The following is a 24,436-nucleotide window of genomic DNA, read 5'->3' on the forward strand; positions in this document are numbered from 1 at the left end:
TCACGGCGGTGGTCGCCGCTGCGCTTGCCGGGCTCGCGATGGCACCGCTGGCGCGGCGGATCGCGCCGCCCGGACTGGTCGACATCGGACCTGCCCACAAGCTGCCAAAACTCGGCAGCTCGAAGGTAATGCTGCATTCGAAGGTCAGCGATCCCGCAAAACTGGCGGCGCTGCGCGCGGTGGCGGCGACGTTCCGGAGCGCGGCGACGGCTTGACCGGGCGCCCACCTTCGCAAAAACGCTTTGAACGTTCGGGGCTTGCATACTTGTCCCCGGAATTTGCCTAAAAACGTCCCACGTACGGGAACCAAACCATCCCATGGACGTTTGCCACCGTCGAGGCGGGATCCTGGAATGGCGAAAAAGTTCAGTCAGCAGAGAGACTTGTTCGAAAGCGAGCGCAGTTTCCGGCTGCTGGTTGAAGGGGTTGCCGACTACGCCCTCTACATGCTCGATCCCAGCGGGATCATCACCAGCTGGAACATCGGCGGCGAACGCATCAAGGGCTATTCGCCCGCGGAGATCCTCGGCCAGCACTTTTCCTGCTTCTACACCGAGACCGACCGCGCCAACGGCAAGCCCGCCCGGGCGCTCTGCATCGCCCGCGAAACGGGCCGCTACGAGGAGGAAGGCTGGCGCGTCCGCAAGGACGGCACATTCTTCTGGGCCAGCGTGGTGATCGATCCGATCTACGAGGACGGCGCGCTGGTTGGTTTCGCCAAGATCACCCGCGACATCACCGAACGGCGCAATTCCGAGCTCAAGCTCGAAGCGATGCAGAAGCAGCTCGCCGAGTCGCAGAAGTTCGATGCACTCGGCCAGCTCACAGGCGGCATCGCCCACGACTTCAACAATCTGTTGATGATCATCAGCGGCAGCCTGCATGTCCTGAAGAGGAGCGCCACCAACGACGCCAAGCTCGAGCGCGCCATATCGGCGATCGAGACTGCGACCAAGCGCGGCGCCGCGCTGACCAACCAGCTCCTCACCTTCGCGCGGCGACAGAGCGTCAACCCGCAGGCGATCGACTTTGCCGAACGCATCGCTTCGATCCGCGAGGTGCTCGACGCCGGCGTCGGCAGTGCCGTGCGTCTCGCCCTCGACATCGAGCCCGACGCCTGGCCGATCACGGCCGACGTCTCCGAGCTCGAGACCGCGCTGCTCAACCTCGTCATCAACGCCCGCGATGCGATGCCGGACGGCGGCACGGTGACGATCGGGGCGCGCAACACGGTGCTCGACGAGCCGCCTCTCGCCGGCGACTTCCTCGCGATCAGCATCGCCGATACCGGGCTTGGCATTCCCGGCGACGTCCTCGACAAGATCTTCGAGCCGTTCTTCACGACCAAGCCGATCGGCAAAGGCACCGGCCTCGGCCTCTCACAGGTGCATGGCTTCGCCCACCAGGCCGGCGGCACGGTGAAGGTCGCAAGCGAACTCGGCAAGGGCACGACCTTCACCATCCTCCTGCCGCGCGGAGACGGCGCGCTATCGCGCGAGACGGCGGGAGAAGTGCTGTTCCGCGGCAGCGGCACAGTGCTGCTGGTCGAGGACAATCCCGACGTTGCCCTCGTCAGTATCGGTCTTCTGGAGCAGCTCGGCTACGACGTGCGCCGGGTCGCCGATGCCGAGGCGGCATTGCGCGAAATCGAGAAGAACGGCGTCGACTTCGTGTTCTCGGACATCGTCATGCCCGGAAAGATGGACGGGCTCAGCCTCGCCCTTCATCTGCGCCAGATCCGCCCCGGCCTGCCAATCCTGCTCGCCACCGGCTACAGCGACGTCGCCGCCGGCGTGCGCGGCGATTTCGCGATCCTGCGCAAGCCCTACGAAATCCACGAGCTCAGCGAGGCAATTGCCAAGCTGGCGCGGTGACACTTCACCTCGCCCCGCTTGCGGGGAGAGGTCGGATCGCCCCCGGCGATGCGAAGCATCGTCCGGCGCGATCCGAGTGAGGGGGTACAGGTCACGCGGCAATTTCATGCGCGGAGAGAGGCCCCTCACCCCAACCCTCTCCCCGTAAGAACGGGGCGAGGGAGCGCGCCGGCCATACGGAAAGAGACTGGCTCTCAGACCGTCGGCAAGACCGAGAACGCTTCCCCTGCCCTGCGCAAATTCAGCTCATCCGCGCTGGCGGTCTCGCTGGTCACGCTGTCCACGCGCGAGGACGGCGGACCGTGTCGGCACAGCGCGACCATGTCGGCGACGTGCTTCGGTGTGCCTGCAAACAGCGCCTCGACGCTGCCGTCGCGCCGATTGCGGACCCAGCCTTCAAGGCCGCTCGTAGTCGCCTGGTATTCGACCCAGGCCCGATAGCCGACACCCTGCACGCGGCCGCGGATCATGACCTGGAGGATCGCCCGGTTCATTTCTTTAGTCCCAGGACATCGGCGCTGCGCGCTTTCACCCCGGCTTCGCGCATGACGCGGTTGGTCAAATCCAACGATGCGAGACCCTTGAGGTTCTTGGGCGGCGTACCTTCGCGCAACGCCTTCTGCGTCTCGTAGACGGCCTGCGTGGCAGCCGCGATCGGCGCATGGCCCTGGAGCGCGATGCGCACGCGCTGGCTCGCGAGATAGTCGATCGCGTTCAATTCATCTGGCGCGCCGCCGAGCACGATCGGCAGATGCGTGGCGGCCGCGATTGCCTCGAGCTCGGCGCGCGACTTGATGCCGGTGAAGAACAGCGCATCGACGCCGGCCGCCTCATAGGCCTTCGCGCGACGAATTGCATCCTCGATGGAGGTAATGGAGGCCGCGCCGGTGCGGCCCATGATGACGAGCGAAGGATCGCCGCGGCCGTCGAGCGCCGCCTTCATCTTGCCGACGCCCTCCTCCAGCGAAATCAGTTGCGCCTTTGCTTCGCCGAAGGCGGCCGGCAGCAGCGTGTCCTCGATGGTGAGACCGGCGGCGCCCGCCGTTTCCAGCTCCTGCACCGTGCGGCGGACGTTGAGCGCATTGCCATACCCGTGATCGGCATCGACCAGCACAGGAAGCGCCGCCGCGCGCGACATCCGCCGCATCTGTTCGGCGAGCTCGGTGAGCGTGATCAACGTGATATCAGGGTCGCCGAGCACCGCAAGCGAGGCGACCGAGCCACCGAACATGCCGAGCGGAAAGCCGAGATCCTCGGCAATGCGGATCGAGATGGCGTCGTAGACCGAGCCCGGATGGACGCAGGCCGACCCCGACAGGATCGATCGCAGTTTCTCGCGACGGGAACGAAAGGCCATGGTTGCCTCACTCTGAATCCTCATCCTGAGGAGCGCGCTCTTGCGCGCGTCTCGAAGGATGAAGGCCCGGCTGGTGGCCTCGCCCTTCGAGACGCCGCGCACGCGCGGCTCCTCAGGGTGAGGGTCGACTGTTGTACGCTGGAGCCCTTACGCAAACTCCAAAATCAGCGCGTCCACCGCGAGCGTTGCGCCGGCGCTGGCGTGGATCTTCTTCACCGTACCGTCGCGCTCGGCACGCAGCACGTTCTGCATCTTCATGGCTTCGACGACCGCGAGCGTCTCGCCGGCCTTGACCTCCTGCCCCTCGGTCACTGCGATCGAGACCACGAGGCCCGGCATCGGGCAGAGCAGCTTCTTGCCGGTGTCGGAGGCCGTGGTGACTGGCATCAACCGGGCCGAGGCTGCTTCCGCTTCGGTCCAGACATAGACCAGCACCTCGACGCCCTGATGCGCGAGGCGGGTGCCGTTGGCGATCGGGCGCGCCTGCACCGCTACGGACTGGCCGTCGATGGTGCCCTGCCAGACCGGATCGCCCGGCTTCCACGGCGATTGCAACAGATGCGCATTGCCGGCCTTGCCCTCGGGATCGAGGAACCGCACCGCGATGGCGTCGCCCTCGCGCGCGATCTCGAGCAATATCTCCTGATGGTCGAGCCAGACCGCGCGGCGCCGCTCGCGCTGCACGATGCGGCCGCCCATCTGGCCCGAGATCTGCCGCTTGCGCTCGCCGAGCACGTGATCGATGGCAGCGCCCACCGCGGCGATCCGCCGCGCGACCTCGCCCTCGGGCACGCGCACCGCAAAGCCCTTGGGGAATTCCTCGGCAATGAAGCCGGTCGACAGCCGGCCCTCGCGCCAGCGCGGATGATGCATCAGCGCCGACAGGAACGGGATGTTGTGACGGATGCCGTCGACATAGAACGAGTCCAGCGCAGTCGCCTGCGCTTCGATCGCGGCGGCGCGCGATGGCGCATGCGTGACCAGCTTGGCGATCATCGGATCGTAATGGATCGAGATCTCGCCACCTTCCTGCACGCCGGTATCGTTGCGCACGGTGATGCCGTCCTGGCTGGCTTCCGCCGGCGGGCGGTACTTCACCAAGCGCCCGATCGAAGGCAGGAAGTTGCGGAACGGGTCTTCGGCGTAGAGGCGCGACTCCACCGCCCAGCCGGTCAGCGTGACGTCCTTCTGCGCGATGGCGAGCTTCTCACCGGCGGCGACGCGGATCATCTGCTCGACGAGGTCGATGCCGGTGACGAGCTCGGTGACGGGATGCTCGACCTGGAGGCGCGTGTTCATCTCCAGGAAGTAGAAGCTCTTATCCTGCCCGGCGACGAACTCGACGGTGCCGGCAGAATCGTAGTTCACGGCCTTGGCCAGCGCGACAGCCTGCTCGCCCATCTTGCGGCGGGTGGCTTCATCGAGCAGCGGCGACGGCGCCTCCTCGATGACCTTCTGGTTGCGGCGCTGGATCGAGCATTCGCGCTCACCGAGATAGATAACGTTGCCGTGCTTGTCGCCCAGCACCTGGATCTCGATGTGGCGGGGATCGACGATGAATTTCTCGACAAAGACGCGGTCGTCGCCGAACGAGGCCTTGGCCTCGGCCTTGGCGAGGTTGAAGCCTTCCGCGACCTCGGCCTTCGAATGCGCGATGCGCATGCCCTTGCCGCCACCGCCGGCGGAGGCCTTGATCATCACGGGATAGCCGATCTCGTCGGCGATCCTGACCGCGTGCTTGTCGTCCTCGATGACGCCGAGATAGCCCGGCACGGTCGAGACCTTGGCCTTTGCGGCGGCCTTCTTGGACTCGATCTTGTCGCCCATTGCGGCGATCGCGCCGGGGTTCGGGCCGATGAAGACGATGCCGGCCGCCTCCAGCGCGCGTGGAAACGCCTCACGCTCGGACAGGAAGCCGTAGCCGGGATGCACGGCTTCTGCGCCCGTCTTGCGGCAGGCCTCCACGATCTTCTCGATCACCAGATAGCTCTCGGCCGCGGCCGGCGGGCCGATCAGCACCGCCTCGTCGGCCATCTCGACATGAAGGGCATCGCGGTCGGCCTCGGAATAGACCGCAACGGTCTGAACTCCCATGCGGCGAGCGGTCTTGATGACCCGGCAGGCGATTTCGCCGCGATTGGCGATCAGAATGCGTTTGAACATGCTTTTCTTGAGTCTCGACCTTGGGCGGGACCCTTCCCTGGCCGTTGGGGCCTATGGGGGACGGGCCGTGTGGCTCCCGTGGTACATCAAAATGGGCCGGAGGCAACGGTCTAAATCCGCGCCCTCTGGCGTACCAGCACAAGACCGAAACGGGCCTGCCGAGCCCCCGGGGGCGGCCCTACGGTTTCCTGGCCATGGCCGCGTCCCGCACGAGGCTATGAACAAAGCCGAGTTTGGCGACCACCGCCGGCGACAGGATGAAAGGATAGAGGTCGCGCAGCCCATGGCGCGGTTGACGCTGTTCATGGCGAAGGTGAAGGGCAGCCATGCGTTGACGAGCCCCTCGACATCCCTTGCCTCGTAGGGGTTGAAAGGGATACGCGCCGTCAACTCCCCGTCGCGATCGACCTTGGGGCGCACCTCCATGCCGAACTCGGCCGCCATCTCCAGGGTGTCGACAATGTGGAGATAGTGCGCCCAGGTCTCGGCGAAGTCCTCCCAGGGATGTGTCGTGGCGTAAGCGGAAACGTAGTTCTGCTGCCAGTCCCGCGCTGCGCCTCCGGCATAATAGCGCTGCAAAGCTTGACCGTAATCGGTCGAATCGTCGCCGAATACCGTGCGGCATTCCTCCAGCTTGCAGCCATCGCGCACGAGCACATCCCAGAAATAGTGCCCGACCTCGTGGCGGAAATGCCCGAGCAGCGTCCGGTAAGGCTCGCCCATCTCCAGCCTGCGCCGCTCACGCTCGATGTCGTCGGCCTCGGTGAGCGCGATCGTGATCAGGCCGTTGTCGTGACCGGTCATGACCTTCTGCCCGTTGTTCGGATCGTCGGCGAGGAAATTGAAGATGAGCCCATGCTCGGGATTTTCATGCCGGATCTGGAGCGGCAGCTTCCAGCGGATCAGCGAATAGAAGAGCCGGTGCTTCGCCACCTCAAGCTCGCGCCAGCCAGCGAGTTGAACCGGATCGGACAGGTTCGGCACTGTCCCGTTGTGGCGGCACGCTCGACAATAACCGGTGGTATCGCCCGCACCCGTCAGCCAGTTGCAGGCGTCGTACTCGGCATTGCGGCACAGCATGCGACTTCCGCCCTTGTCGGCCAGCGTCATCCAGGCCTCCCCGTCAGGCTCGATCGCCGACATCGCCTCCTTTTCCGGCAGGAAGGCGAGCCGGTGGCCGCAGCGTTCGCAGGCGCGGTTCTCGAAATAGAGGACGTTGCCGCAGTCCTGGCAGACAAAGAGCTTCAAGATTTAGCCTCTTCGGCAAGGGAATTTTATCGACCAGAGTTGTGGTGCCCCGCAAAGACGCGTCCGCAGGGCTGATCGTTCCAATCTTCCGGGAACAAATAGCCGGACCCGTCGTTGCCTGACCGGACTTTCCCGCGTCAGGCAGGCCGCGGGCGCTTTCCCGACCGCCTAATCTCTTTCAGCAATGGCCAGCACGCTCCGTCTGTGTGAATATGCGTCCGGCTTGTGCGCTTCCGCATCACAACGGCCATTGCCTTGAACAAACCTTTACCCGAGACCAGCGCCGCCGAACGGCTTCGCCAGCACCTCGAAGAAATCGCGCGCGAGCGCGACGACGCCTATCGCGCGCTCCAGGAGCGCGAGGCGGAGCTGGCACGCATCCAGCGCATCGGCAAGGTTGGCGGCCTCGAGGTGGACTTCCGGGAAGGCTTTAAGAACCGCCGTTCGCCGGAATATCTGATGATCCACGGCCTGCCCCCCGAGGCCGCCGGCGAGTCTCACGAAGACTGGGTCAGCCGCATCCATCCCGAGGACCGCGACGCCGCGGTGAAACACTTCTTCGATGCGCTGGCCGGGACCAGCGAGGACTACACAGCGGAATACCGCATTATCCGCCCCAGCGACGGCGAGACCCGCTGGATCCGCGTCGTCGCCAAGTTCGAGCGCGACGGCGACGGCCGCGCCATCCGCCTCGTCGGCGCCCATATCGACGTCACCGACCAGATGCTGGTCCGCGAGACCTTGCGCGAAAGCGAGGAGCGCTTCCGGCTGATCGCCGACAGCGCGCCGGTGCCGATCTGGGTGACAAAACTCGACCGCACCCGGTCTTTCGCCAACCAGGCCTATGTCGACTTCGTCGGCCTGCCCTACGATGAAGCCATCGCCTTCGACTGGCGCAAAGTGCTGCATCCGGACGACCTGCCGCATGTGCTGCAACAATCCGTCCAGGGCGAGGCTTCGCTCAAGCCGTTCGTGCTGGAGGCGCGCTACAAGGACGCCAAGGGCGAGTGGCGCTGGCTGCGCTCGGAGTCGCAGCCGCGCTGGGACCCGACCGGCAAGCATATCGGCTTCATCGGCGTCGCCCACGACATAACCGCCGCCAAGCAGGCCGAGATCGAGCTCCGCCGGCTCAACGAGACGCTGGAAGAGCGCATCGTCGAGCGCACCGCCGAGCTCGAATCCAACGAGGCGCGGCTGCGCGCGATGCTGGAGACGAGCAACCAGTATCAGGGCCTCGTCAATCTCGAGGGAGAACTGCTTTACGCCAACAACACCGCGCTCGACGGCATCAAGGCGAGCTCAGCGGACGTGATCGGCAAGCTGCTGTGGGACACGCCCTGGTTCACCGGAACGCACGGCATGAGCGCAACCGTGCGCGAGGCCTTCGACACCGTGCTGAGGGGCGAAGCAGTGCGGATGGAGATGCGGCTGCGCCTGCCCATCGGGGAGCGCGATTTCGAGTTCGGCATGCGGCCCGTGCTCGACCGTCACGGCAACATCACCGGCGCGGTGCCCGAAGCCGTCGATATCACCGAACGCCGCCTCGGCGAGGAAGCGCTGCGGCAGTCACAGAAGATGGAAGCGATCGGCCAGCTCACCGGCGGTGTCGCGCACGATTTCAACAACCTCCTCACCATCATCCGCTCGGCCACCGACTTCCTGCGCCGGCGCGAGCTGCCGGAGGAGCGCCGGCGCCGCTACGTCGACGCCATCTCCGACACCGTCGAACGCGCCTCCAAGCTGACCGCGCAGCTGCTGGCCTTTGCGCGCCGACAGCCGCTGAAGCCGCAGATGTTCAATGTCAGCACTCAGGTCGAGGGTGTGGCCCAGCTGGTCCGGCCGCTGGTTGGCAGCAGCATCGAGATCGTAGTGGAAATGCACGATGCCGATTGCTTCACGGTGGCCGACATCGCGCAGTTTGAGACCGCGCTGATCAACCTCGCCATCAACGCCCGCGATGCCATGGACGGCGGAGGTCGCCTCACCATAGCAGTGCGCAAGGTCGCAGGCATCCCTAGCCTGCGCGCACAGTCGGCGCGCGGCGGAGACTATGTCGCGATCTCGGTCACGGATACCGGCAGCGGCATCGCGCCGGAAAACATCGATGCCATCTTCGAGCCGTTCTTCACCACCAAAGAGGTCGGCAAGGGCACCGGGCTTGGCCTGAGCCAGGCGTTTGGCTTCGCAAAGCAATCCGAGGGCGACATCGCGGTGACGAGCACCGAGGGCGAAGGCGCTACCTTCACCATCTACCTGCCGCAGGCGAAGAGCCCCACCGCCGAGAAGGAAGCCGCCGCGCTGACCAGCGAGGCCGCGACCACCGGCCGCGGCTACCGCGTGCTCGTGGTCGAGGACAATGACGATGTCGGCCAATTCTCGACCGAGCTCCTGGAAGACCTCGGTTATGTCGTCCGCCGCGTCGCCAACGCGAATGCGGCGCTTGCAATCCTCGGCGAGAACGAATTTGCCGTCGACCTCGTCTTCTCCGACGTCATCATGCCCGGCATGAACGGTGTCGAGCTCGCCGGCATCATCCGCGAGCGCTATCCGGGCCTGCCCATCGTGCTCACCAGCGGCTACAGCAACGTCCTCGCCGAAAACGCCCATCGCGGATTCGAGCTGATCCAGAAGCCGTATTCGGTGGAATCGCTGTCGCGCATCCTGCGCAAGGCGATCACGGAGAAGTTGTCGATGGCGCGGTGAATGTCCCTCCGCTGTCGTCCCGGACAAGCGCAGCGAAGCGGAGCGCCGGTCCGGGACGACAACGGAGTTCTTGGCTCACCCCCTCTCACACATGAAACGCGTCAACAGGTACCCCCATGAAACCCGCCCTCCTCTCCGCCTGGCAGACCTGGGCGCTTCTCTCCGCCTGCTTTGCGGCACTGACCGCAATCTTCGCCAAGGTCGGCGTCGAGAACATCAATCCGGATCTCGCGACCTTCATCCGCACCATCGTTGTCCTGCTCGCCTTCTCGGTGCTGCTGTTCTTCACCGGCCAGTTCGCGGCGCCGTCGGCGGTCTCGTCGAAGACCTGGCTGTTCCTGATACTCTCGGGGCTCGCAACCGGCGCGTCGTGGCTGTGCTACTTCCGCGCGCTGAAGCTCGGGCCCGCGACGCTGGTGGCGCCGATCGACAAGCTCAGCGTCGTGCTGGTGGCCCTCTTCGCCTTCGCCTTTCTCGGCGAGCGCCCAACGGCCCAGGGCTGGACGGGCATCGCCATGATCGGCGCCGGCGCGGTGTTGCTGGCCGTGAAGTTTTAAGACGGAACCTTGCCGACGGCGCCCTGCGGCCACAGGGGAAGACAGCGGCGTCGGTTTCCGCTATCGCTGCCGAATGAACCGACTTCACATCAGGGACTGAACGTGCCGACCGCGTCGCATGACCCCATCTGGGCCTGGAGCATGGTCGCAGCCGCGACCGCAGGCGTCATCGTTCGTCCGTTTCGCCTGCCCGAGGCGATCTGGGCCGTCATCGGTGCCGCCGCGCTTGTGGTTCTCGGCATCCTGCCATGGCAGGATGCACTCACCGGAATCGAAAAAGGCGTCGACGTCTATCTCTTCCTGATCGGCATGATGCTGATCGCCGAGCTGGCGCGGCTCGAAGGCCTGTTCGACTATCTCGCAGCGCTCGCGGTGGAATATGCGGGTGGTTCGCAGCAGCGGCTGTTTCTGCTGATCTTCCTCGTCGGTACTGTCGTGACCGTCCTGCTCTCGAACGACGCCACCGCGATCGTGCTGACGCCGGCCGTCTATGCAGCGACGCGCGCAGCCGGCGCCAAGCCCCTGCCTTATCTGTTCGTCTGCGCCTTCATCGCCAATGCCGCGAGCTTCGTGCTGCCGATCTCAAACCCCGCCAATCTCGTTGTGTTTGGCGCGCGCATGCCTGAGCTCACCGAATGGCTGCGTCTGTTCGCAATGCCCTCGGCCGCTGCGATCGTGCTCACCTATGTCGTGCTGCGCCTGACCCAGCACCGCGCCCTGAAGGAAGAGCCGATTGCGCGCAGCGTGCAGCATCCAAAGCTCGGCCGCGGCGGCAAGCTGACGGCCGCTGGCATCATCGCGATCGGCGTCGTGCTGGTCACGGCGTCCGCGCTGGACAAGCAACTGGGCTTGCCGACCTTCATCTGCGGTGTGGTAACGGCCGCCATCGTCCTGCTGCTCAGCCGCCAGTCACCCATGCCCGTGCTCAAGGGCGTCTCCTGGAGCGTACTGCCGCTCGTCGGCGGGCTCTTCGTGATGGTGGAAGCGCTGATCAAGACCGGCGTGATCGGGCAGCTCAGCGCGCTCCTGCACGAAGCTGTCGCGCAATCGGTCCCGAAAGCCGGCTGGAGTGTCGGCATCGCGACGGGGATCGCCACCAACATCGCCAACAATCTGCCGATTGGGCTCGTCGCCGGCTCGGTCGCAGCCAGCGACCATTTGCCCGCGACGGTCGTCAGCGCCATCCTGATCGGCGTCGATCTCGGCCCCAATTTGTCGGTGACTGGCTCGCTCGCCACGATCCTCTGGCTGGTGGCGCTTCGCCGCGAGAAGATCGAGGTCGGCGCCTGGCGGTTTCTCAAGCTGGGCATGCTGGTGACGCCGCCCGCTTTGATCGCGGCGTTGGCGGCTGCAATCTGGTAGTCGCAGGACCCGATCGCGGCCATCACGGCCGCGACCGGGTAAGACGCATCGTCAGTCGTTCTCGTAGCCGTAGACTTCCGGCAGGATGAAGATTGCGGCGAGCAATCCGATCAGCGGGAAGATCGCGACCAACAACGTGGCGTTCGCCTGCCCGATCGCAGCGAACACCGTCGGGAACAGGAAGATCGCCAGGAACGATGGCAGCTTCACGAACATGTAGGCGAAGCCGCTCGCCGTGCCGCGATATTTCGGCTTGGCGACCATGGTCGGGATCGTCATGCAGTTCGACGCATCCCAATAGTGACCCCACAACATAGCGGCGGCCGCGAACGGCAGCAGGATCTTGTTGTCGGTGTAGAGCGCGAAAGCCGCGACCAGCAGCGAGGCCAGCACGATGCCGAAACCGGCGATCGCGATGCCGCGGTGACCGATCTTCGGCGTAAGCAGCGGACCGACCCAGCCGGACAAGGCGGCGAAGCAGAATAGCGCCATCGTCACCAGGTTGATGCCGAGCACGCTCGACACGCCGACCATCACGAACAGCACCGGCAGGTAGAACGCAAACGTCGAGAACTCGCTGCCCTGCGCGAAGCAGGCGATCCAGCCGTAGACCGTGGCGCGCCAGCGGATCGGGTCCTTCTTGAGGTCGGCGAGGAATGCACGGGTGCTGACCTTCGGCACCGGCACGTCGTGGTCGGGCAGCATGTCGAGATTGTCGTTGAACATCTCGCGCGCAACTTGTTTGGCCTCGCGGTAGCGTCCCTTTTGCACCAGCCACACTGCCGTCTCCGGCACGTCGTGACGCATGATCAGGATGATCAGCGCCGGCACCGCGCCGAGGCCGAGCGTCACGCGCCACAGCATCTCGTGCTGCATGTCGATCAGGAGGAAGATCACGATGACGCCGATAGTGAGGACCTCGCCGACCGCGAACATGAACTGCCAGCGGTTGCCCATGACCTCGCGCTCGCCCTTGGCCATGGATTCCATGATGTAGGTGTAGCCGGTCGAGATGTCCGAGCCGAGCGGAATGCCGAGCAGGAAGCGGATGACCACGAGCCAGCCGACGCTCGGCACGAAGGCCTGCGCCAGGGCGAGCACGATGAACATCACCATCGTCACCAGGAACATCACGCGGCGGCCGATCTTGTCGGAGAGCCAGCCGCCGAGCAGCGCGCCGATGAGAGCACCGCCCTGGGTACCGGCCGCGGCAAGGCCCAGCATCAGCGGATCGGGATTGTACTGCTCACGGATGAAGATCAGCACGAAGGCGATCGAATAGAGATCCCAGGCCTCGACCAGGATCGAGGCCATCATCAGCCAGCCGACTTTGTTGCCCTTGGGACTGTAGTTCGTAATGAGGTAGCGAACCGCGGCTTCGCTCGCGGTCGGTTGTGGCATGGCCATCGTTGACATACTTGGTCCTCTCTTCAAAACTCTCTACGCGTCGAGTAGCGGCTCGATGCTGCAATCGAGCAGGCGCGGGTCGATCCCCGCCTCCATGCCCATGAACATCGAATCCATGTAGTCGATCAGTGCATCGCTCGCCTTCACGGCGTCCTCGACGTGGCGGCCGCCGACCGCACTGAGAATGGCGAGATGGTGGTCGATCGTGCCCGATAGCTCGGCCTGCCCCGGCATGAAGCGGTGATGGATGTAGCCGATGCGGCGGTACAACGTGTGCAACGGCCGCATCGTGTGCACCAGGAAGGGCTCGCCGGCTGCTTCCAGCACCAGCGCGTCGATGCGGCGGTCGAGGCTGTTGAACTCGTCGAGGGTCAGGCTGGTGCGGCGCTCGCGCAGGAGGCGCTCGATGTGCAGCGCCTGATTGCGGTGCGAGAGGCTGGCGCGGTCCGCCGCAAGCCGGATCACGAAACGCTCCATGTCGCGACGCAGGCCGAGCAGCATGCGCTCGCGCGCCAGATCGATCGGCGCGATGTGAAGGCCGTGACGCGGACGGATGATGATCAATGTATCGGCAGAGAGACGATTGACGGCGTGATGCACCGGTGTGCGCCCGAAGCCGGTAATATGCTGTAGTTCCAGCATCGTCATGAATTGTCCGGGCTTGAGCTCGCAGTGGACGAGCAATTCCTCGATCCTCTGATAGGCGAGCTCGAAAAAGTTGAGACGGTTGTGCCGGCTGGGCTTGCCCTCGCCGTCATCGTCGTTTCTCACCACCTCGAGCGCGCGCTTGCGCCGTGCCATGTCGTCCTCTCCCGTCAGCCCGCGCTCTCGTTGCAGGGGGGCGCCCTAATTTGCGGCACCCTTAAAACATGTTGTGATATATTACAAGCAGGCGTAAGACGGCCGCCGGCCCGCTTCATTTAGCGGCGTGCAATGACAACAAGGCAGGCGCTACGCGCCTGCGACGGGAGGACTTTTGCCGTGAAGATCACGTCGATCGAGACACTGCGCACCGAGGAATTCTCCAACGTCATCTGGGTGCGCATCCACACCGACACGGGCGTGATCGGTCTCGGCGAAACCTTCTACGGCGCAGGCGCGGTCGAAGCGCAGATTCACGACACCTTTGCCGGCCGCCTGCTCGGCCGCAATCCCCTGCACATCGAGGCGATCCATCGCGACATGCTGAACCTGCCGATGGCGCAGTCCTCGACCGGCGTCGAATACCGCGCGGCCTCGGCGATCGACATCGCGTTGTGGGACCTGTTCGGCAAGGTCTGCAATCAGCCGGTTCACCAGATGCTCGGCGGCCTCTGCCGCGACAAGCAGCGCATCTACAACACCTGCGCCGGCACCCAGTATGTCCGCTCGACCAATATCAGCCCGGTCGCGAACTGGAATCTCGGCGCGTCCAAAGGCCCCTACGAGGATCTCGACGGCTTCATGCACCGTGCCGATGCGCTCGCCGAAAGCCTCCTGGAGAGCGGCATCTCGGCGATGAAGATCTGGCCGTTCGATCCGGCGGCACAGGAGAACAAGGGTCTCTACATCACCGCCGCGCAAATGAAGCAGGCGATCGAGCCGTTCGAGAAGATCCGCAAAGCAGTCGGCGACAAGATGGAGATCATGGTCGAGCTCCATTCGCTCTGGAACCTGCCGACGGCAAAGCAGATCGCGCGCGCGCTCGAGCCCTACACGCCGACCTGGTACGAGGACCCGATCCGGATGAACTCGCCGCAGGCGCTGGCCGAATATGCGCGCTCGACCGACGTCTGGGTCTGCGCCAGCGAGACGCTGGGCTCGCGCTTCCCCTACAAGGACATGCTCGACCGCGATGCCATGCATGTCGTGATGGCGGATCTGTGCTGGACCGGCGGCCTCACCGAGGGCCGCAAGATCGCCGCTATGGCCGAGACCTATCACCGGCCCTTCGCGCCGCATGACTGCATCGGCCCGATCGGCTTCATCGCCGCCATCCACATGTCGTTCAGCCAGCCCAACACGCTGATCCAGGAATCGGTGCGCGCCTTCTACAAGGGCTGGTACAATGAGCTCGTCACCACGACGCCCGTGATCAAGGACGGGTACGTCTTCCCGATGGAAGGCCCCGGCCTTGGCGTCGACCTCCTCCCCGCGGTGCTCGACCGCAGCGATCTCACCGTGCGCCGCTCCAACGCCTGAGGAATTCCTGAGATGAGCATCGCCCTCTTCGACCTTTCAGGCCGCACCGCGCTCGTGACCGGCTCCTCCCGCGGCCTCGGCCGCGCCATTGCCGAAGGCATGGCCAAGGCCGGCGCCAAGCTGATCATCAACGGCGTCGACCCCAAGCGCGTAGAACAGGCCGTCGCTGAATTTCGCGCCGCCGGCTACCAGGCTGAGGGGGCGGCCTTCAATGTCACGGATGAGCCTGCGATCATCGCGGCGTTCAACGATTTCGACAGACAAGGCCTCGCGGTCGACATCGTCGTCAACAACGCCGGCATCCAGCACCGCAAGCCGCTGGTGGAGTTCACCACCGACGAGTGGCGCAAGGTGATCGAGACCAATCTCACCAGCGCCTTCGTCATCGGCCGCGAGGCGGCCAAGCGCATGATCCCGCGCAAGCGCGGCAAGATCATCAATATCGGCTCGCTCGGCAGTGAGCTGGCGCGCCCCACGATCGCGCCCTACACCGCCGCCAAGGGCGGCATCAAGAACCTGACCCGCTCGATGGCGGTGGAATGGGCTCAGCACGGCATCCAGGCCAACGCAATCGGCCCCGGTTATATGCTCACCGACATGAACGAGGCGCTGGTCAACAACACCGATTTCAACAACTGGCTAATGGGCCGCATCCCCTCCAAGCGCTGGGGCAAGCCGGACGAGCTGGTGGGCGCGGCGATCTTCCTGGCGTCCGATGCCTCGACCTACGTCAACGGACAGATCATCTATGTCGATGGCGGCATGATCGCCGCGATGTGACCAGCGAAACGTTGAGGGAGCAAGCCATGCGCGCCGTCGTCATCCACGCGCCGAAGGACCTGCGGATCGACAGCTTTCCCGATGCGGCGCCCGGTCCGGGCGAAGTCCGCGTCAAGATCGCCAATGGCGGCATCTGCGGCTCCGACCTGCACTATTACCACCACGGCGGCTTCGGCGTCGTGCGCATCCAGCAGCCGATGGCGCTGGGGCACGAGATCGCCGGCGTGGTCGCGGCCGTCGGTGACGGCGTCACCGGCGTCAAGCCAGGCACGCGCGTCGCGGTCAATCCCAGCAAGCCGTGCGGCCAGTGCCTGCATTGCCAGGAAGGCATGCGCAACCAGTGCCTCGACATGCGCTTCCTCGGCAGCGCGATGCGCTTTCCCCATGTGCAAGGCGGCTTCCGTGAGTTCATCACGGTCGATGCCGCGCAAGCCGTTCCCATCGCGGACAAGCTGTCATTGGCCGAAGCCGCGGTGGCCGAGCCGCTCGCGGTGTGCCTGCATGCCGGCAAGCAGGCCGGCCCCCTGCTCGGCAAGCGCGTGCTGATCACCGGCTGCGGGCCGATCGGCGCGCTGATGATCCTGGTCTCGCGCTTCGGCGGCGCATCCGAGATCGTGGTCACCGACGTCGCCGATGCACCGCTTGCGGTCGCGAGAAAACTCGGCGCTACTCACGCCATCAATGTCGCGACCAATACCGCTGCGATCGATCCCTGGCGCGCCGGCAAGGGCGTGTTCGACACGCTGTTCGAAGCTTCGGGCAACCAGGCTGCGCTCCGCACCGCGCTCGACGTGCTGCGTCCCGGCGCCACGCTGGTGCAGCTCGGCCTCGGCGGCGAGATGACGCTGCCTATCAACTCCATCGTGGCCAAGGAATTGCAGCTCCGCGGTACCTTCCGCTTCGACCCCGAGTTCGAGCTCGCGGTGCGGCTGATGGGCGAAGGCCTGATCGACGTGAAGCCGCTGATCACGGCCACCATGCCATTCGAGAACGCGGTCGCGGCGTTCGAGCTCGCCAGCGACCGCTCCCAGTCGATGAAGGTGCAGCTGACGTTCTAGAGCCAATTCCGTTCCGATGGAATCGGAACGGGGCTCTAGATTCTTGTTTTGACGCGTTTTCTTTACGCGAACCGGTATCCACTTCGCTCGAAAAACGCTCTCTAGGGCTGCGCCTGCCCCTCGATGAGCCGGTCGCTGACCAGCCGCACGGCCCCGCGCTTCCACGAATAGTCCGCGCCCATTCGCAGGCCGCTGTCGCCGCGCGCCAGCACCACGCCGGTCCTGGCATCGCGAACCTGGAAGCCGAGCGTGTACTCGGTGCGGCTGACCCGCCGCACCACGCCAATCAACGATTGATCCGCGCCGAGCTTTTGCGCAATGGCCGCCTCGCAGCCGTCGCAATCGCGCAAGGCGTGCGCCTTCGCCTCCTCGCCGCCGACATCGACGATGCGGTAACGGCCGGATTGGCCGAGGGCATCGCGCACGCTACCGGTGACCTCGGCCAGGTACGAAACATCGGACGCGGCCGAGGCGGCCGCCGAACCGGCGGTCATGTCCTCGAGCTCGAAATCGAACACTGCAAGCGCGATCGGCGCGGGTGTGCCGAGCGCGGCCATGACCTCGCGGGACACGAAGATCTCGGCGCGTTCCCATGATTCATCATTGTCGCCGCGGAAGGTGTAGAGCTTGTCCATCACGATCTTCCTGGCGCCAACGTCGATCACCGCGACTTTGGCCCATTGCACCAGCGTGCTCGTCTTCTGGATGCCGCCGATGACCTTGAACGCCGCGCCGTCTTGAGCAGAAGGCACGAGCCGGTAGCGCTGGTCAGCGCTGATGTCCCGTCTGAGCGCGGACATGAACGCCGACAGCCGCCGCTCGTGGGCGGCGGTCTGGTTCGCCGGCTCGGCCGACGTATCGGTATAGCTGAAGTCGTCCATGGCAATGCCGATGGCGGCCTCGGCATGGGCTGGCGAATAGGCCGCCGGAAGGACGAAGAGGAGACAGGCAGAGAGGATCAACCGTGTGCGGCGCATGCGGGCCTCGTGTGATGGAGCGGCGCCGCAATATGGGCGACAGCCTCAGGCCATGCAGCAGTGCCGGTCCCGGCGAGCGCCGGGAAAATTTCACGAAGTTGCACCGCAACAACGCGTAGCGCTTTGCGCCGCTTGCGTTCTGCCGTTTAATGCGCAGGCGACAATTCCGTTCACGCCAGGTGCCCGCCGATGTGGAACCGCCCGAGGTTCGATCTCAAGGTCCGTCTGACGTTGCGCGTGGCCGCCGTATCGGCCGCCTGCTTCGCCGCCATCTCCGCCTATTTCCTTGTTACGGCTGACCGCGCGGCACATGCGCGCATCGACAGTGTCGCCGCCATCGTGGCGAAGACGCTGGAGCTGCAACAGGGCAAAATCCAGTGGGTGGCCAGCCCGCGCTCGGACTTTCCGAACCTTGACCCGGTTTCAGCCTATGTGATGACGCCCGGCCTGTGTCTGGCATTCCGTGGCACGAATGGCGAGATGATCCAGCGCTTCTGTAGTGGCGCACCTATTCCGGCGAGTCCGCCGCCGCAGGCCTTCGCGGCCTTCTATCGCAGTCTGTTCGACCCCGGCCGCGAGGCGGCACGGCCAGTGATCGTGCGTGGAGTGAAGCTCGGCGAGGCCGTGGTCTCGGTCGATCCGGCCGTGCAAACGGCCGAGGCCTGGCACGAGGCCGGGCGCCTCATGATCGCCCTTGCGATCGCATTGCCGCTGCTATGCGCGCTGGTCTATGCCGCGCTGGCGCGCGCGCTGCGCCCCACCCGCATGATCCGCACCGGCCTCGAGCGGATCGCGACCAACGACCTCACCGCGCGGCTGCCGCCGTTCGATCTCGCCGAGCTCTCCGCGGTTCGCGATGTCTTCAATCACCTCGCCGAGAGCCTCGACACCGCGCTTGCCGAGCGCAGCGAGCTGACCCGGAAACTGATCGCGCTCCAGGATGAGGAGCGCCGCCATCTCGCGCGCGAGCTGCACGACGAGTTCGGTCAGTCGCTGGCGGCCATCCGCGCGCTCGCGTCCTCCGCCCGCCAGACCGCCGCGCAGGACTGCCCTTCCCTGCTCAGCGAATGCGACGGCATCGCGCGGACCGCAACCGGCATGATGGAGACGCTGCGCGGCGCACTGTTCCGGCTGCGCCCGCCCGACGTCGAGGAGCTGGGACTCGTGGCCAGCCTCGAAGGCCTGGTCGCGGGCTGGAACGGGCGTAGCCGCGGCGAGACACGTTTCTCGATCCGTTTCGACGGCGCGTTCGAAACCTTGCCGGCCACGATCAGTGCCAATCTCTATCGTATCGTGCAGGAGGCGCTCACCAACGCCGCCAAGCATGCCGGGGCCACGAAGGTCAGCCTGGAATTGACGATGCGTGCCGACGAGATCGCGCTTGCGATCGACGACGACGGACGGTCGACCGAGCCCGCCGCGAAATCCGGAATGGGCTTGCTCGGCATGCGCGAGCGCGTTGCGGCCTTGCGCGGCCGGCTGAGCTTCGAGGCCGGACCGTACGGCGGCTCCGCGTTGCGCGTGTTCATCCCGCTCGCAACCGTCGATCGACAGATGCTGGAGCACGCGGCGTGAGTGCGGCTGACTCGACCATCCTGCTGGTCGACGACCATTCGGTCGTCCGCGAAGGTTATCGCTCCGTACTTCAGAAGCAGCCGGGACTTCGCGTCATCGCCGAAGCCGCCGACGGCGCGGAAGCCTACCGTCTCTTCAAATCCGAGGCGCCCGACCTCGTCATCATGGATCTGAGCATGCCCGGCATCGGCGGCATCGAGGCTGTCAGGCGGATCAGGCAATGGGACAAGGCGGCAAGGATCCTCGTCTTCACCATGCACGAGAATGCCGGTTTCGCCGTGCAGGCAATCCGCGCCGGCGCGAGAGGCTACGTCACCAAGACCAGCCCGCCCGAGACGCTGGTGCGCGCGGTGATGGACGTGCTCGCCGGCAAGATCGCCATCAGCCCCGATATCGACCACGAGCTGGCACTGAGCCGGCTCGCCGGCGAGAGCTCGGCCGCCGACGTCCTCACCGCGCGTGAATTCGAAGTGCTGCGGCTGCTGCTCGCCGAGAACACGACCGAGGAGATCGCCGAGACGCTGCACGTCAGCCCGAAGACGGTGGCAAACCTGCACTCGCTCATCAAGGACAAGCTCGGCGTCGGCTCCGACATCGAGCTGGTCCGGCTGGCGCTGCGTCAGGGAATCCTGACGCAGGTCGATCTCGACGAGGCCTGATCGCCGCCCGCGTTACGGCTCGAGCTTCGCTCCATCCGGCGCAAACCGCGAGCTTCGGCTTGGCGGCCCCAAAGACGTGGCCGGCCTCCTCGGGCGAGGGCCCTGGATGTCAGATCGTTGCCGCGCGGCAGCGGATCATTCGCGCGCGATCACCGAGTCCAGCCACGCGCAGTTCAGCGGCGGCACGCGTGGGTCGGCGACGCGCACGCCGCGGGCCGCCGCATCGAGCCGCATGTCGCGCAGGCGCTTGCGCTGCTCCTCCGGCATATAGAGCCGCTCATGGCCCCATAGCGAGGGCCCGTCAAAGGTCTCGTGCGGCTTCCATGTCTCGGGATCGATCACGCGCCCGCCCCAGCCATATTCGATGAAGAAGTCGGAGGGCGTGTTCACATAGAACGAGGTCATGTGATCGTTGGTGTGCCGGCCCAGCGTATAGGCAACGCGGCCCTCGTCCATCTGCGCGAGATCGTAGCCCTGCCCGACATCATCGAGGCTGCCGAGCTCGACCATGAAATGATGCAGCGCCTTGCGCCCCGAGCCGACCATCGCAAAGCTGTGGTGGCGGCCGTTGACGTGAAAGAAATAAAGTCCGTAGGGCTTCAGGCCGAAATCGGAGACGTGGAAGCCGAGCACGTCGCGATAGAACGGCAACAATCGCTCGACGTCCTCGACGTTGAGCACGACATGCCCCATCCCGAGCGCGCCGGTGCGAAAACCCGAGATCGGCCGGCCCGGCTTGAAGGATTCGGCTGCGAGCTCAGGCTTGCAGAAAGCCTCCAACCGGTTGCCGGTTGGATCGGCGAAGGTGATCAGCTCGGTGACATGCCGTTCATCGGCAAGAGCGCGCGATCCACGGACCACCTGGACGCCGTGGCTTTCCAGCCGCCCGGCCAACTGGTCCAGCTCGGCGGTCGAGGGAACTTCCCAGCCCATCATGGCCAGGCCGGCATCGCTGCTGCCGTCGACGATGAGCCGCTGCTTGCGATCGTCCATGCGAAAGGCGCGCATCTTGCCGCCGCGATCGACCTGCTGCATGCCAAGCAGTCCGGTCGCCATCTGGCTCCACTGGTCGATCTGCGATGAATTGATCCCGATATAGCCGAGCGCGGTGATTTCCATCGACGTCCTCCCGAGGGTATCGCATTCGCCGCAGTGCGGCGAACTTGATACCGGCCGCGCGCGATCCTACGGTGCGTCCCGCAATCGCTTCGCGTTCGCAAAGACGATAGTCGCGCCGCGATATGCCACAAGGGAGGAAATTCGAAGTGTCCAAGGAGCGGACGCGGACCGGCCAGCCGCGGCAATCGGAGGGCGTCCGCGCCTTCAAGCGCGGGCTGGACGTGCTGCAGGAGGTCAACCGCTCCGGCGGCATCCGCGCCGGCGACGTTGCCCGCGCGCTCGACCTGCCCCGCCCCACCGTCTACCGCCTGCTCGAAACGCTGGAGGAGCTCGGCTATATCGCGCGCAGCGCCAGCGATGACCGTTTTCGCGTGACCCGGCGGGCGCTCAGCCTCGGCGACGGCTACGACCCCGGCGTGGTGATCTGCCAGGCGGCTGCGCCTTATCTGGCTGAGCTCAGCAAGACCCTGGTCTGGCCGGTCGATCTCTCCACTTACGAGAACGCCGCGATGGTGGTGCAGGAAACCACCCATTCCCGCAGCCCGCTCTCGATCGACCGCGGCATGATCGGCAAGCGCCTGCCGATGCTGCGGACGTCCGCGGGCCGCGCCTATCTCGCCGCCTGCCCTGCGCGCGAGCGCGACCTGATCGTCAACCATCTCCGCCGCATCGACGAAGCCGACGACCGTCCCTTTCTCGACGAAGGCCGCCTCGACCGCATGATCGCCGAGACTGCCGCGCGGGGCTACGCGATCCGCAGCGAGGGTGAATACAATCCCAAGACGGCCTCGATTGCCGTCCCCATCGTACGGAACGGCGCCGTGTTCGGCTGCATCTCCATCATCTGGATCCGCTCGGCGCTCGGAATCGAGGAAGCGGTAGCGCAATTTGTCGCACCGATGCGCAATATCGCTGAAGCTATCCCGGTCAGCCCCTAGAGCCATTTCCGTTCCGATGGAATCGGAACGGGGCTCTAGATTCTTGTTTTGACGCGTTTTCTTTACGCGAACCGGTATCCACTTCGCTCGAAAACACTCTACCTCACCCGCACCGGCAGCGAGGCAAGCCCGCGCAGCACGTTGTTGCGCGCCAGCACCGGCTCGCCGATCTCGAAGCGACCCACCTTCCCGGCCAACACTTCCAGCAGCGCAGTCATCTCCAGCCGGGCCAGATGCAGACCCGCGCACATATGCGTCCCGTTGCCGAAGCCGAGATGATCGCTGGCGCGGCGGCGCACGTCGAAACGTTCGGCGTCCTGCCATTTCCGCTCGTCGCGATTGGCCGAGGCATAGAGCAGCAGCACCCGGCTTCCGCCCGGAATGCTCACGCCGCCGATCGCCGCGTCGGTGGTGAGATGTCGGGTAAAGCCGCGAATGGGCGATTCCAGCCGCAGCGACTCGTTGATGGCGTTGGGAATCAGCGCGGGGTCGTTGCGGACCAGATTCCATTGCTCGGGGTGTTTGCCGAACAGCATGATCAGGTTCGCGGTCGCAAAGATCGTGGTGTCGAGGCTCGGCCCGAGATAATCGCGCATCAAAACCGGACAGCGCTCCGGCTCGACCTCGCCGCGCTCTCCGGCTTGGAAAATGCGGTCTCCCCAACTGCCCGGCCGCAAGTGCGCGCGGATCTCGGCGCCGCCGAGATAGGAGCGCATTTCCTGGACATCGGTCATGGCGGCGCAACCCCGCGCGTTCATCGTGCCGAGCACGTTGAACGTGGCCGATGCCCACCGCAGCATGCTGCCGCGCCCGTAGTCTTCCAACCCCACCAGCTTGGATACGATGGTGAGCGGCAGATGCTGGGCGAGATCCGTCACCGCATCGAATTGTCCGCGCGTCACGAGGTCGTCGACCAGCCGCCGCGCCTCGGCGCGGATCTGCGGACCGATCTCCTCCAGCGCGCGCGGCAGCAGGGGCGCGGCGATGATCGCGCGCAACCGGTCATGCAGCGGCGCGTCGCTCGCCAGCGTCGTGCCGCGCGACATGTCGTTGACGTGATCGTTGGCGGCAACCCCTTGCGCCGACGAGAACAGACCGGGACTGCGCAAGGCGCCGCGGACGTCGTCAAAGCGTCCCAATGCATAGAGCCCGTTGCGCGGCAGCCACACTGCCGCGCCCAGATCGCGGAGCGCGCGGTAGTGCGGATAGGGATCGCGCAGTACGTCGTCGCTGTAGAGATCGACGTCATAGGCGGGGCGGTCCATCACAGCGGGCATCGTCCCTGCTCCATCTGCCATCGTCCGCTTAGCGCACCGCGACCCACTCGCCTTTTTCGAGCTTGCCGAGCGCCAGTGCGCTCTGGTCCAGACCGGTGTGGTCGTTGGGGCCGTAATTGTAGACGCCGCGCGAGCCTGCGACGCCCTTCAACCCTTCGATCGCGCTGCGCAGGCCTTCGCGAAATTCGGCCGTGCCCGGCTCACCCGCCTTCAGGGCGGCAGGCACCGCGCGTTCGATCAGGATCAGCGCATCATAGGCCGAGCCGGCAAAGATGTTGCGGCTGCCGGGTCCAAACTTGGCCTCGTAGCGCTCAATGAATTCGAGCGCGGCCTTCTTGGCGGGATAATCATCGGGGAACGACGCTGCCGCGACCGCCGGGCTCAGCGGCACCAAGATGCCATCTCCTTGCGCACCGGTCAGCTTGCGGAAGTCGCCGAAGGTGGCGCCAAGCGTGCCGTAGATCTGGCCCGCATATCCCTTCTCGCGCAGTTGCAGCAGCGGAAGGGCCGCGGGTGCGCCGGAAGCCGCGATCAGCACCGCGTCGGGATTTGCCGCAATGATCTTCAGAATCTGCCCGACGACGGTGGTATCGGTCCGGGCATATTTCTCGTTGGCGACGAGTTCGATTCCCGCTTCCTTGCACATATCGGCACTGACCTTGCTCCAGGCGTCGCCATAGGAATCGCCAAAGCCGATCAGCGCCAGCTTCTTGACGCCGGTCTTCTTCATGTTTGCGAACAGCGGCGTCGCCTCGTGATCGTCATTGGTCGTGGTCTTGAATATCCATCGCCGCCGTGCGTCGACCGGTGCGACCAGTGCGTTGACCGGCGCAAGCGCGATGACAGGCAATCCGTACTCGACCGCCGGATCGATCGCGGCGAATGATCCGGGCGTCGTGGTAGGCCCGACCAGAATGTCGATCTTGCTCGCCTGATAGAGCTTGCGCAGCGCGGTCACCGCCGCGGTGCTGTCGGAAGCCTCGTCGAGGAAGAGATAGTTGACCTTCTTGCCGGCGATCTCGGCCGGGGCAAAGGCCGTGCCGTTGCGCTCGGCATTGCCGATAGCCGCCGCCGGCCCGGTCGCCGACAGGATGATGCCGACATTGATATCGGCAGCAAAAACCGGCGCTGCGAACAGTTGTACCGCAAGACATGCGCCAAGCACCGATCGCAGCATCGACGTTCCTCCATCCGGCAGGCT

Annotated in this window: 19 protein-coding genes and 2 pseudogenes; 11 read left to right on the forward strand and 10 right to left on the reverse strand. The window is 65.4% G+C overall.

The features are described from left to right. Positions 1 to 215 (forward strand): annotated as a pseudogene (locus AC630_RS05255) (LysR family transcriptional regulator); the annotation flags it as partial. A 138-nt stretch (positions 216 to 353) separates the two neighbouring features. Beyond that, a complete protein-coding gene (locus AC630_RS05260) occupies positions 354 to 1,874 on the forward strand; it encodes a PAS domain-containing hybrid sensor histidine kinase/response regulator family protein (RefSeq protein WP_074117435.1) in 1,521 nt (506 codons plus the stop codon). A gap of 194 nt (positions 1,875 to 2,068) precedes the next feature. On the opposite strand, the gene AC630_RS05265 is transcribed toward AC630_RS05260, so the two are convergent. The 4 genes and pseudogenes from AC630_RS05265 to AC630_RS05280 form a co-directional block, all read right to left on the reverse strand. Further along, positions 2,069 to 2,368 carry an acylphosphatase gene (locus tag AC630_RS05265; protein WP_074117437.1) on the reverse strand — a complete coding sequence of 100 codons (300 nt, stop codon included), beginning with the start codon at positions 2,366 to 2,368 and terminating at the stop codon, positions 2,069 to 2,071. After that, positions 2,365 to 3,231 (reverse strand): isocitrate lyase/PEP mutase family protein, encoded by an 867-nt coding sequence (locus tag AC630_RS05270; RefSeq protein WP_074117439.1) that lies wholly within the window; start codon positions 3,229 to 3,231, stop codon positions 2,365 to 2,367. Before AC630_RS05270 ends, AC630_RS05265 begins: the two co-directional genes overlap by 4 nt. Before the next feature lie 147 nt (positions 3,232 to 3,378). Further along, positions 3,379 to 5,394 carry an acetyl-CoA carboxylase biotin carboxylase subunit gene (locus AC630_RS05275; RefSeq protein WP_074117441.1) on the reverse strand — a complete coding sequence of 672 codons (2,016 nt, stop codon included), beginning with the start codon at positions 5,392 to 5,394 and terminating at the stop codon, positions 3,379 to 3,381. Between the two features lie 178 nt (positions 5,395 to 5,572). Further along, positions 5,573 to 6,642 (reverse strand): annotated as a pseudogene (locus AC630_RS05280) (zinc-binding metallopeptidase family protein). 225 nt (positions 6,643 to 6,867) lie between these two features. Here AC630_RS05280 and AC630_RS05285 point away from each other — a divergent pair. The 3 genes from AC630_RS05285 (at position 6,868) to AC630_RS05295 (ending at position 11,264) form a co-directional block, all read left to right on the forward strand. After that, complete coding sequence (locus AC630_RS05285) at positions 6,868 to 9,345, forward strand: PAS domain-containing hybrid sensor histidine kinase/response regulator (protein ID WP_074117443.1); 2,478 nt, start codon at positions 6,868 to 6,870, stop codon at positions 9,343 to 9,345. Positions 9,346 to 9,461: 116 nt separating this feature from the next. Beyond that, a complete protein-coding gene (locus AC630_RS05290; RefSeq protein WP_074117445.1) occupies positions 9,462 to 9,902 on the forward strand; it encodes an EamA family transporter in 441 nt (146 codons plus the stop codon). Positions 9,903 to 10,043: 141 nt separating this feature from the next. Then, complete coding sequence (locus AC630_RS05295; protein ID WP_074117544.1) at positions 10,044 to 11,264, forward strand: arsenic transporter; 1,221 nt, start codon at positions 10,044 to 10,046, stop codon at positions 11,262 to 11,264. A 51-nt stretch (positions 11,265 to 11,315) separates the two neighbouring features. Here the strand turns inward: AC630_RS05295 and AC630_RS05300 are convergent, their stop codons facing one another. Next, positions 11,316 to 12,680, reverse strand: a complete 1,365-nt coding sequence (locus tag AC630_RS05300; protein ID WP_074117447.1) for an MFS transporter — start codon at positions 12,678 to 12,680, stop codon at positions 11,316 to 11,318. 24 nt (positions 12,681 to 12,704) lie between these two features. After that, positions 12,705 to 13,472: a GntR family transcriptional regulator gene (locus AC630_RS05305; RefSeq protein WP_074117448.1), complete on the reverse strand. Its 768-nt coding sequence runs from the start codon at positions 13,470 to 13,472 to the stop codon at positions 12,705 to 12,707. A 180-nt stretch (positions 13,473 to 13,652) separates the two neighbouring features. On the opposite strand from AC630_RS05305, the gene AC630_RS05310 reads away from it, so the two are divergent. From AC630_RS05310 to AC630_RS05320, 3 genes are read left to right on the forward strand one after another with little or no spacing between them, the layout of a single operon-like run. Then, positions 13,653 to 14,852, forward strand: a complete 1,200-nt coding sequence (locus tag AC630_RS05310; RefSeq protein WP_074117450.1) for a mandelate racemase/muconate lactonizing enzyme family protein — start codon at positions 13,653 to 13,655, stop codon at positions 14,850 to 14,852. 12 nt (positions 14,853 to 14,864) lie between these two features. After that, on the forward strand, positions 14,865 to 15,632 hold the full coding sequence (locus tag AC630_RS05315; RefSeq protein WP_074117452.1) for an SDR family oxidoreductase: 768 nt from the start codon (positions 14,865 to 14,867) through the stop codon (positions 15,630 to 15,632). Positions 15,633 to 15,658: 26 nt separating this feature from the next. Beyond that, a complete protein-coding gene (locus AC630_RS05320; protein WP_074117454.1) occupies positions 15,659 to 16,690 on the forward strand; it encodes an L-idonate 5-dehydrogenase in 1,032 nt (343 codons plus the stop codon). A gap of 101 nt (positions 16,691 to 16,791) precedes the next feature. Here AC630_RS05320 and AC630_RS05325 read toward each other — a convergent pair whose 3' ends face one another. Continuing rightward, complete coding sequence (locus AC630_RS05325) at positions 16,792 to 17,667, reverse strand: DUF3280 domain-containing protein (RefSeq protein ID WP_074117456.1); 876 nt, start codon at positions 17,665 to 17,667, stop codon at positions 16,792 to 16,794. 189 nt (positions 17,668 to 17,856) lie between these two features. Here AC630_RS05325 and AC630_RS05330 point away from each other — a divergent pair, with 189 nt between their 5' ends. Next, on the forward strand, positions 17,857 to 19,242 hold the full coding sequence (locus tag AC630_RS05330) for a sensor histidine kinase (protein WP_074117458.1): 1,386 nt from the start codon (positions 17,857 to 17,859) through the stop codon (positions 19,240 to 19,242). After that, positions 19,239 to 19,901, forward strand: coding sequence for a response regulator (locus AC630_RS05335; protein ID WP_074117460.1), 663 nt, complete (start codon positions 19,239 to 19,241; stop codon positions 19,899 to 19,901). Before AC630_RS05330 ends, AC630_RS05335 begins: the two co-directional genes overlap by 4 nt. A gap of 135 nt (positions 19,902 to 20,036) precedes the next feature. Here the strand turns inward: AC630_RS05335 and AC630_RS05340 are convergent, their stop codons facing one another. Continuing rightward, positions 20,037 to 21,020 (reverse strand): VOC family protein, encoded by a 984-nt coding sequence (locus AC630_RS05340; RefSeq protein ID WP_074117462.1) that lies wholly within the window; start codon positions 21,018 to 21,020, stop codon positions 20,037 to 20,039. 146 nt (positions 21,021 to 21,166) lie between these two features. On the opposite strand from AC630_RS05340, the gene AC630_RS05345 reads away from it, so the two are divergent. Beyond that, positions 21,167 to 21,958: a DNA-binding transcriptional regulator gene (locus AC630_RS05345; protein ID WP_074117464.1), complete on the forward strand. Its 792-nt coding sequence runs from the start codon at positions 21,167 to 21,169 to the stop codon at positions 21,956 to 21,958. A 98-nt stretch (positions 21,959 to 22,056) separates the two neighbouring features. On the opposite strand, the gene AC630_RS05350 is transcribed toward AC630_RS05345, so the two are convergent. Then, positions 22,057 to 23,127, reverse strand: a complete 1,071-nt coding sequence (locus AC630_RS05350; protein ID WP_245330264.1) for a cytochrome P450 — start codon at positions 23,125 to 23,127, stop codon at positions 22,057 to 22,059. A gap of 136 nt (positions 23,128 to 23,263) precedes the next feature. Then, positions 23,264 to 24,412 (reverse strand): ABC transporter substrate-binding protein, encoded by a 1,149-nt coding sequence (locus AC630_RS05355; RefSeq protein WP_074117545.1) that lies wholly within the window; start codon positions 24,410 to 24,412, stop codon positions 23,264 to 23,266. Between the last annotated feature and the right edge of the window lie 24 nt (positions 24,413 to 24,436).

This window comes from Bradyrhizobium sp. AS23.2, assembly GCF_001908185.1.
Taxonomy (GTDB): domain Bacteria; phylum Pseudomonadota; class Alphaproteobacteria; order Rhizobiales; family Xanthobacteraceae; genus Bradyrhizobium.

Bases quoted from the DNA above. Each gene is read 5' to 3' on its own strand.
- AC630_RS05290 (WP_074117445.1), top strand. From the start codon at position 9,462: ATGAAACCCGCCCTCCTCTCCGCCTGGCAGACCTGGGCGCTTCTCTCC.
- AC630_RS05275 (WP_074117441.1), bottom strand. From the start codon at position 5,394: ATGTTCAAACGCATTCTGATCGCCAATCGCGGCGAAATCGCCTGCCGG.
- AC630_RS05265 (WP_074117437.1), bottom strand. From the start codon at position 2,368: ATGAACCGGGCGATCCTCCAGGTCATGATCCGCGGCCGCGTGCAGGGT.
- AC630_RS05320 (WP_074117454.1), top strand. From the start codon at position 15,659: ATGCGCGCCGTCGTCATCCACGCGCCGAAGGACCTGCGGATCGACAGC.
- AC630_RS05270 (WP_074117439.1), bottom strand. From the start codon at position 3,231: ATGGCCTTTCGTTCCCGTCGCGAGAAACTGCGATCGATCCTGTCGGGG.
- AC630_RS05355 (WP_074117545.1), bottom strand. From the start codon at position 24,412: ATGCTGCGATCGGTGCTTGGCGCATGTCTTGCGGTACAACTGTTCGCA.
- AC630_RS05300 (WP_074117447.1), bottom strand. From the start codon at position 12,680: ATGTCAACGATGGCCATGCCACAACCGACCGCGAGCGAAGCCGCGGTT.
- AC630_RS05315 (WP_074117452.1), top strand. From the start codon at position 14,865: ATGAGCATCGCCCTCTTCGACCTTTCAGGCCGCACCGCGCTCGTGACC.
- AC630_RS05340 (WP_074117462.1), bottom strand. From the start codon at position 21,020: ATGGAAATCACCGCGCTCGGCTATATCGGGATCAATTCATCGCAGATC.
- AC630_RS05305 (WP_074117448.1), bottom strand. From the start codon at position 13,472: ATGGCACGGCGCAAGCGCGCGCTCGAGGTGGTGAGAAACGACGATGAC.
- AC630_RS05295 (WP_074117544.1), top strand. From the start codon at position 10,044: ATGGTCGCAGCCGCGACCGCAGGCGTCATCGTTCGTCCGTTTCGCCTG.
- AC630_RS05330 (WP_074117458.1), top strand. From the start codon at position 17,857: ATGTGGAACCGCCCGAGGTTCGATCTCAAGGTCCGTCTGACGTTGCGC.
- AC630_RS05325 (WP_074117456.1), bottom strand. From the start codon at position 17,667: ATGCGCCGCACACGGTTGATCCTCTCTGCCTGTCTCCTCTTCGTCCTT.
- AC630_RS05260 (WP_074117435.1), top strand. From the start codon at position 354: ATGGCGAAAAAGTTCAGTCAGCAGAGAGACTTGTTCGAAAGCGAGCGC.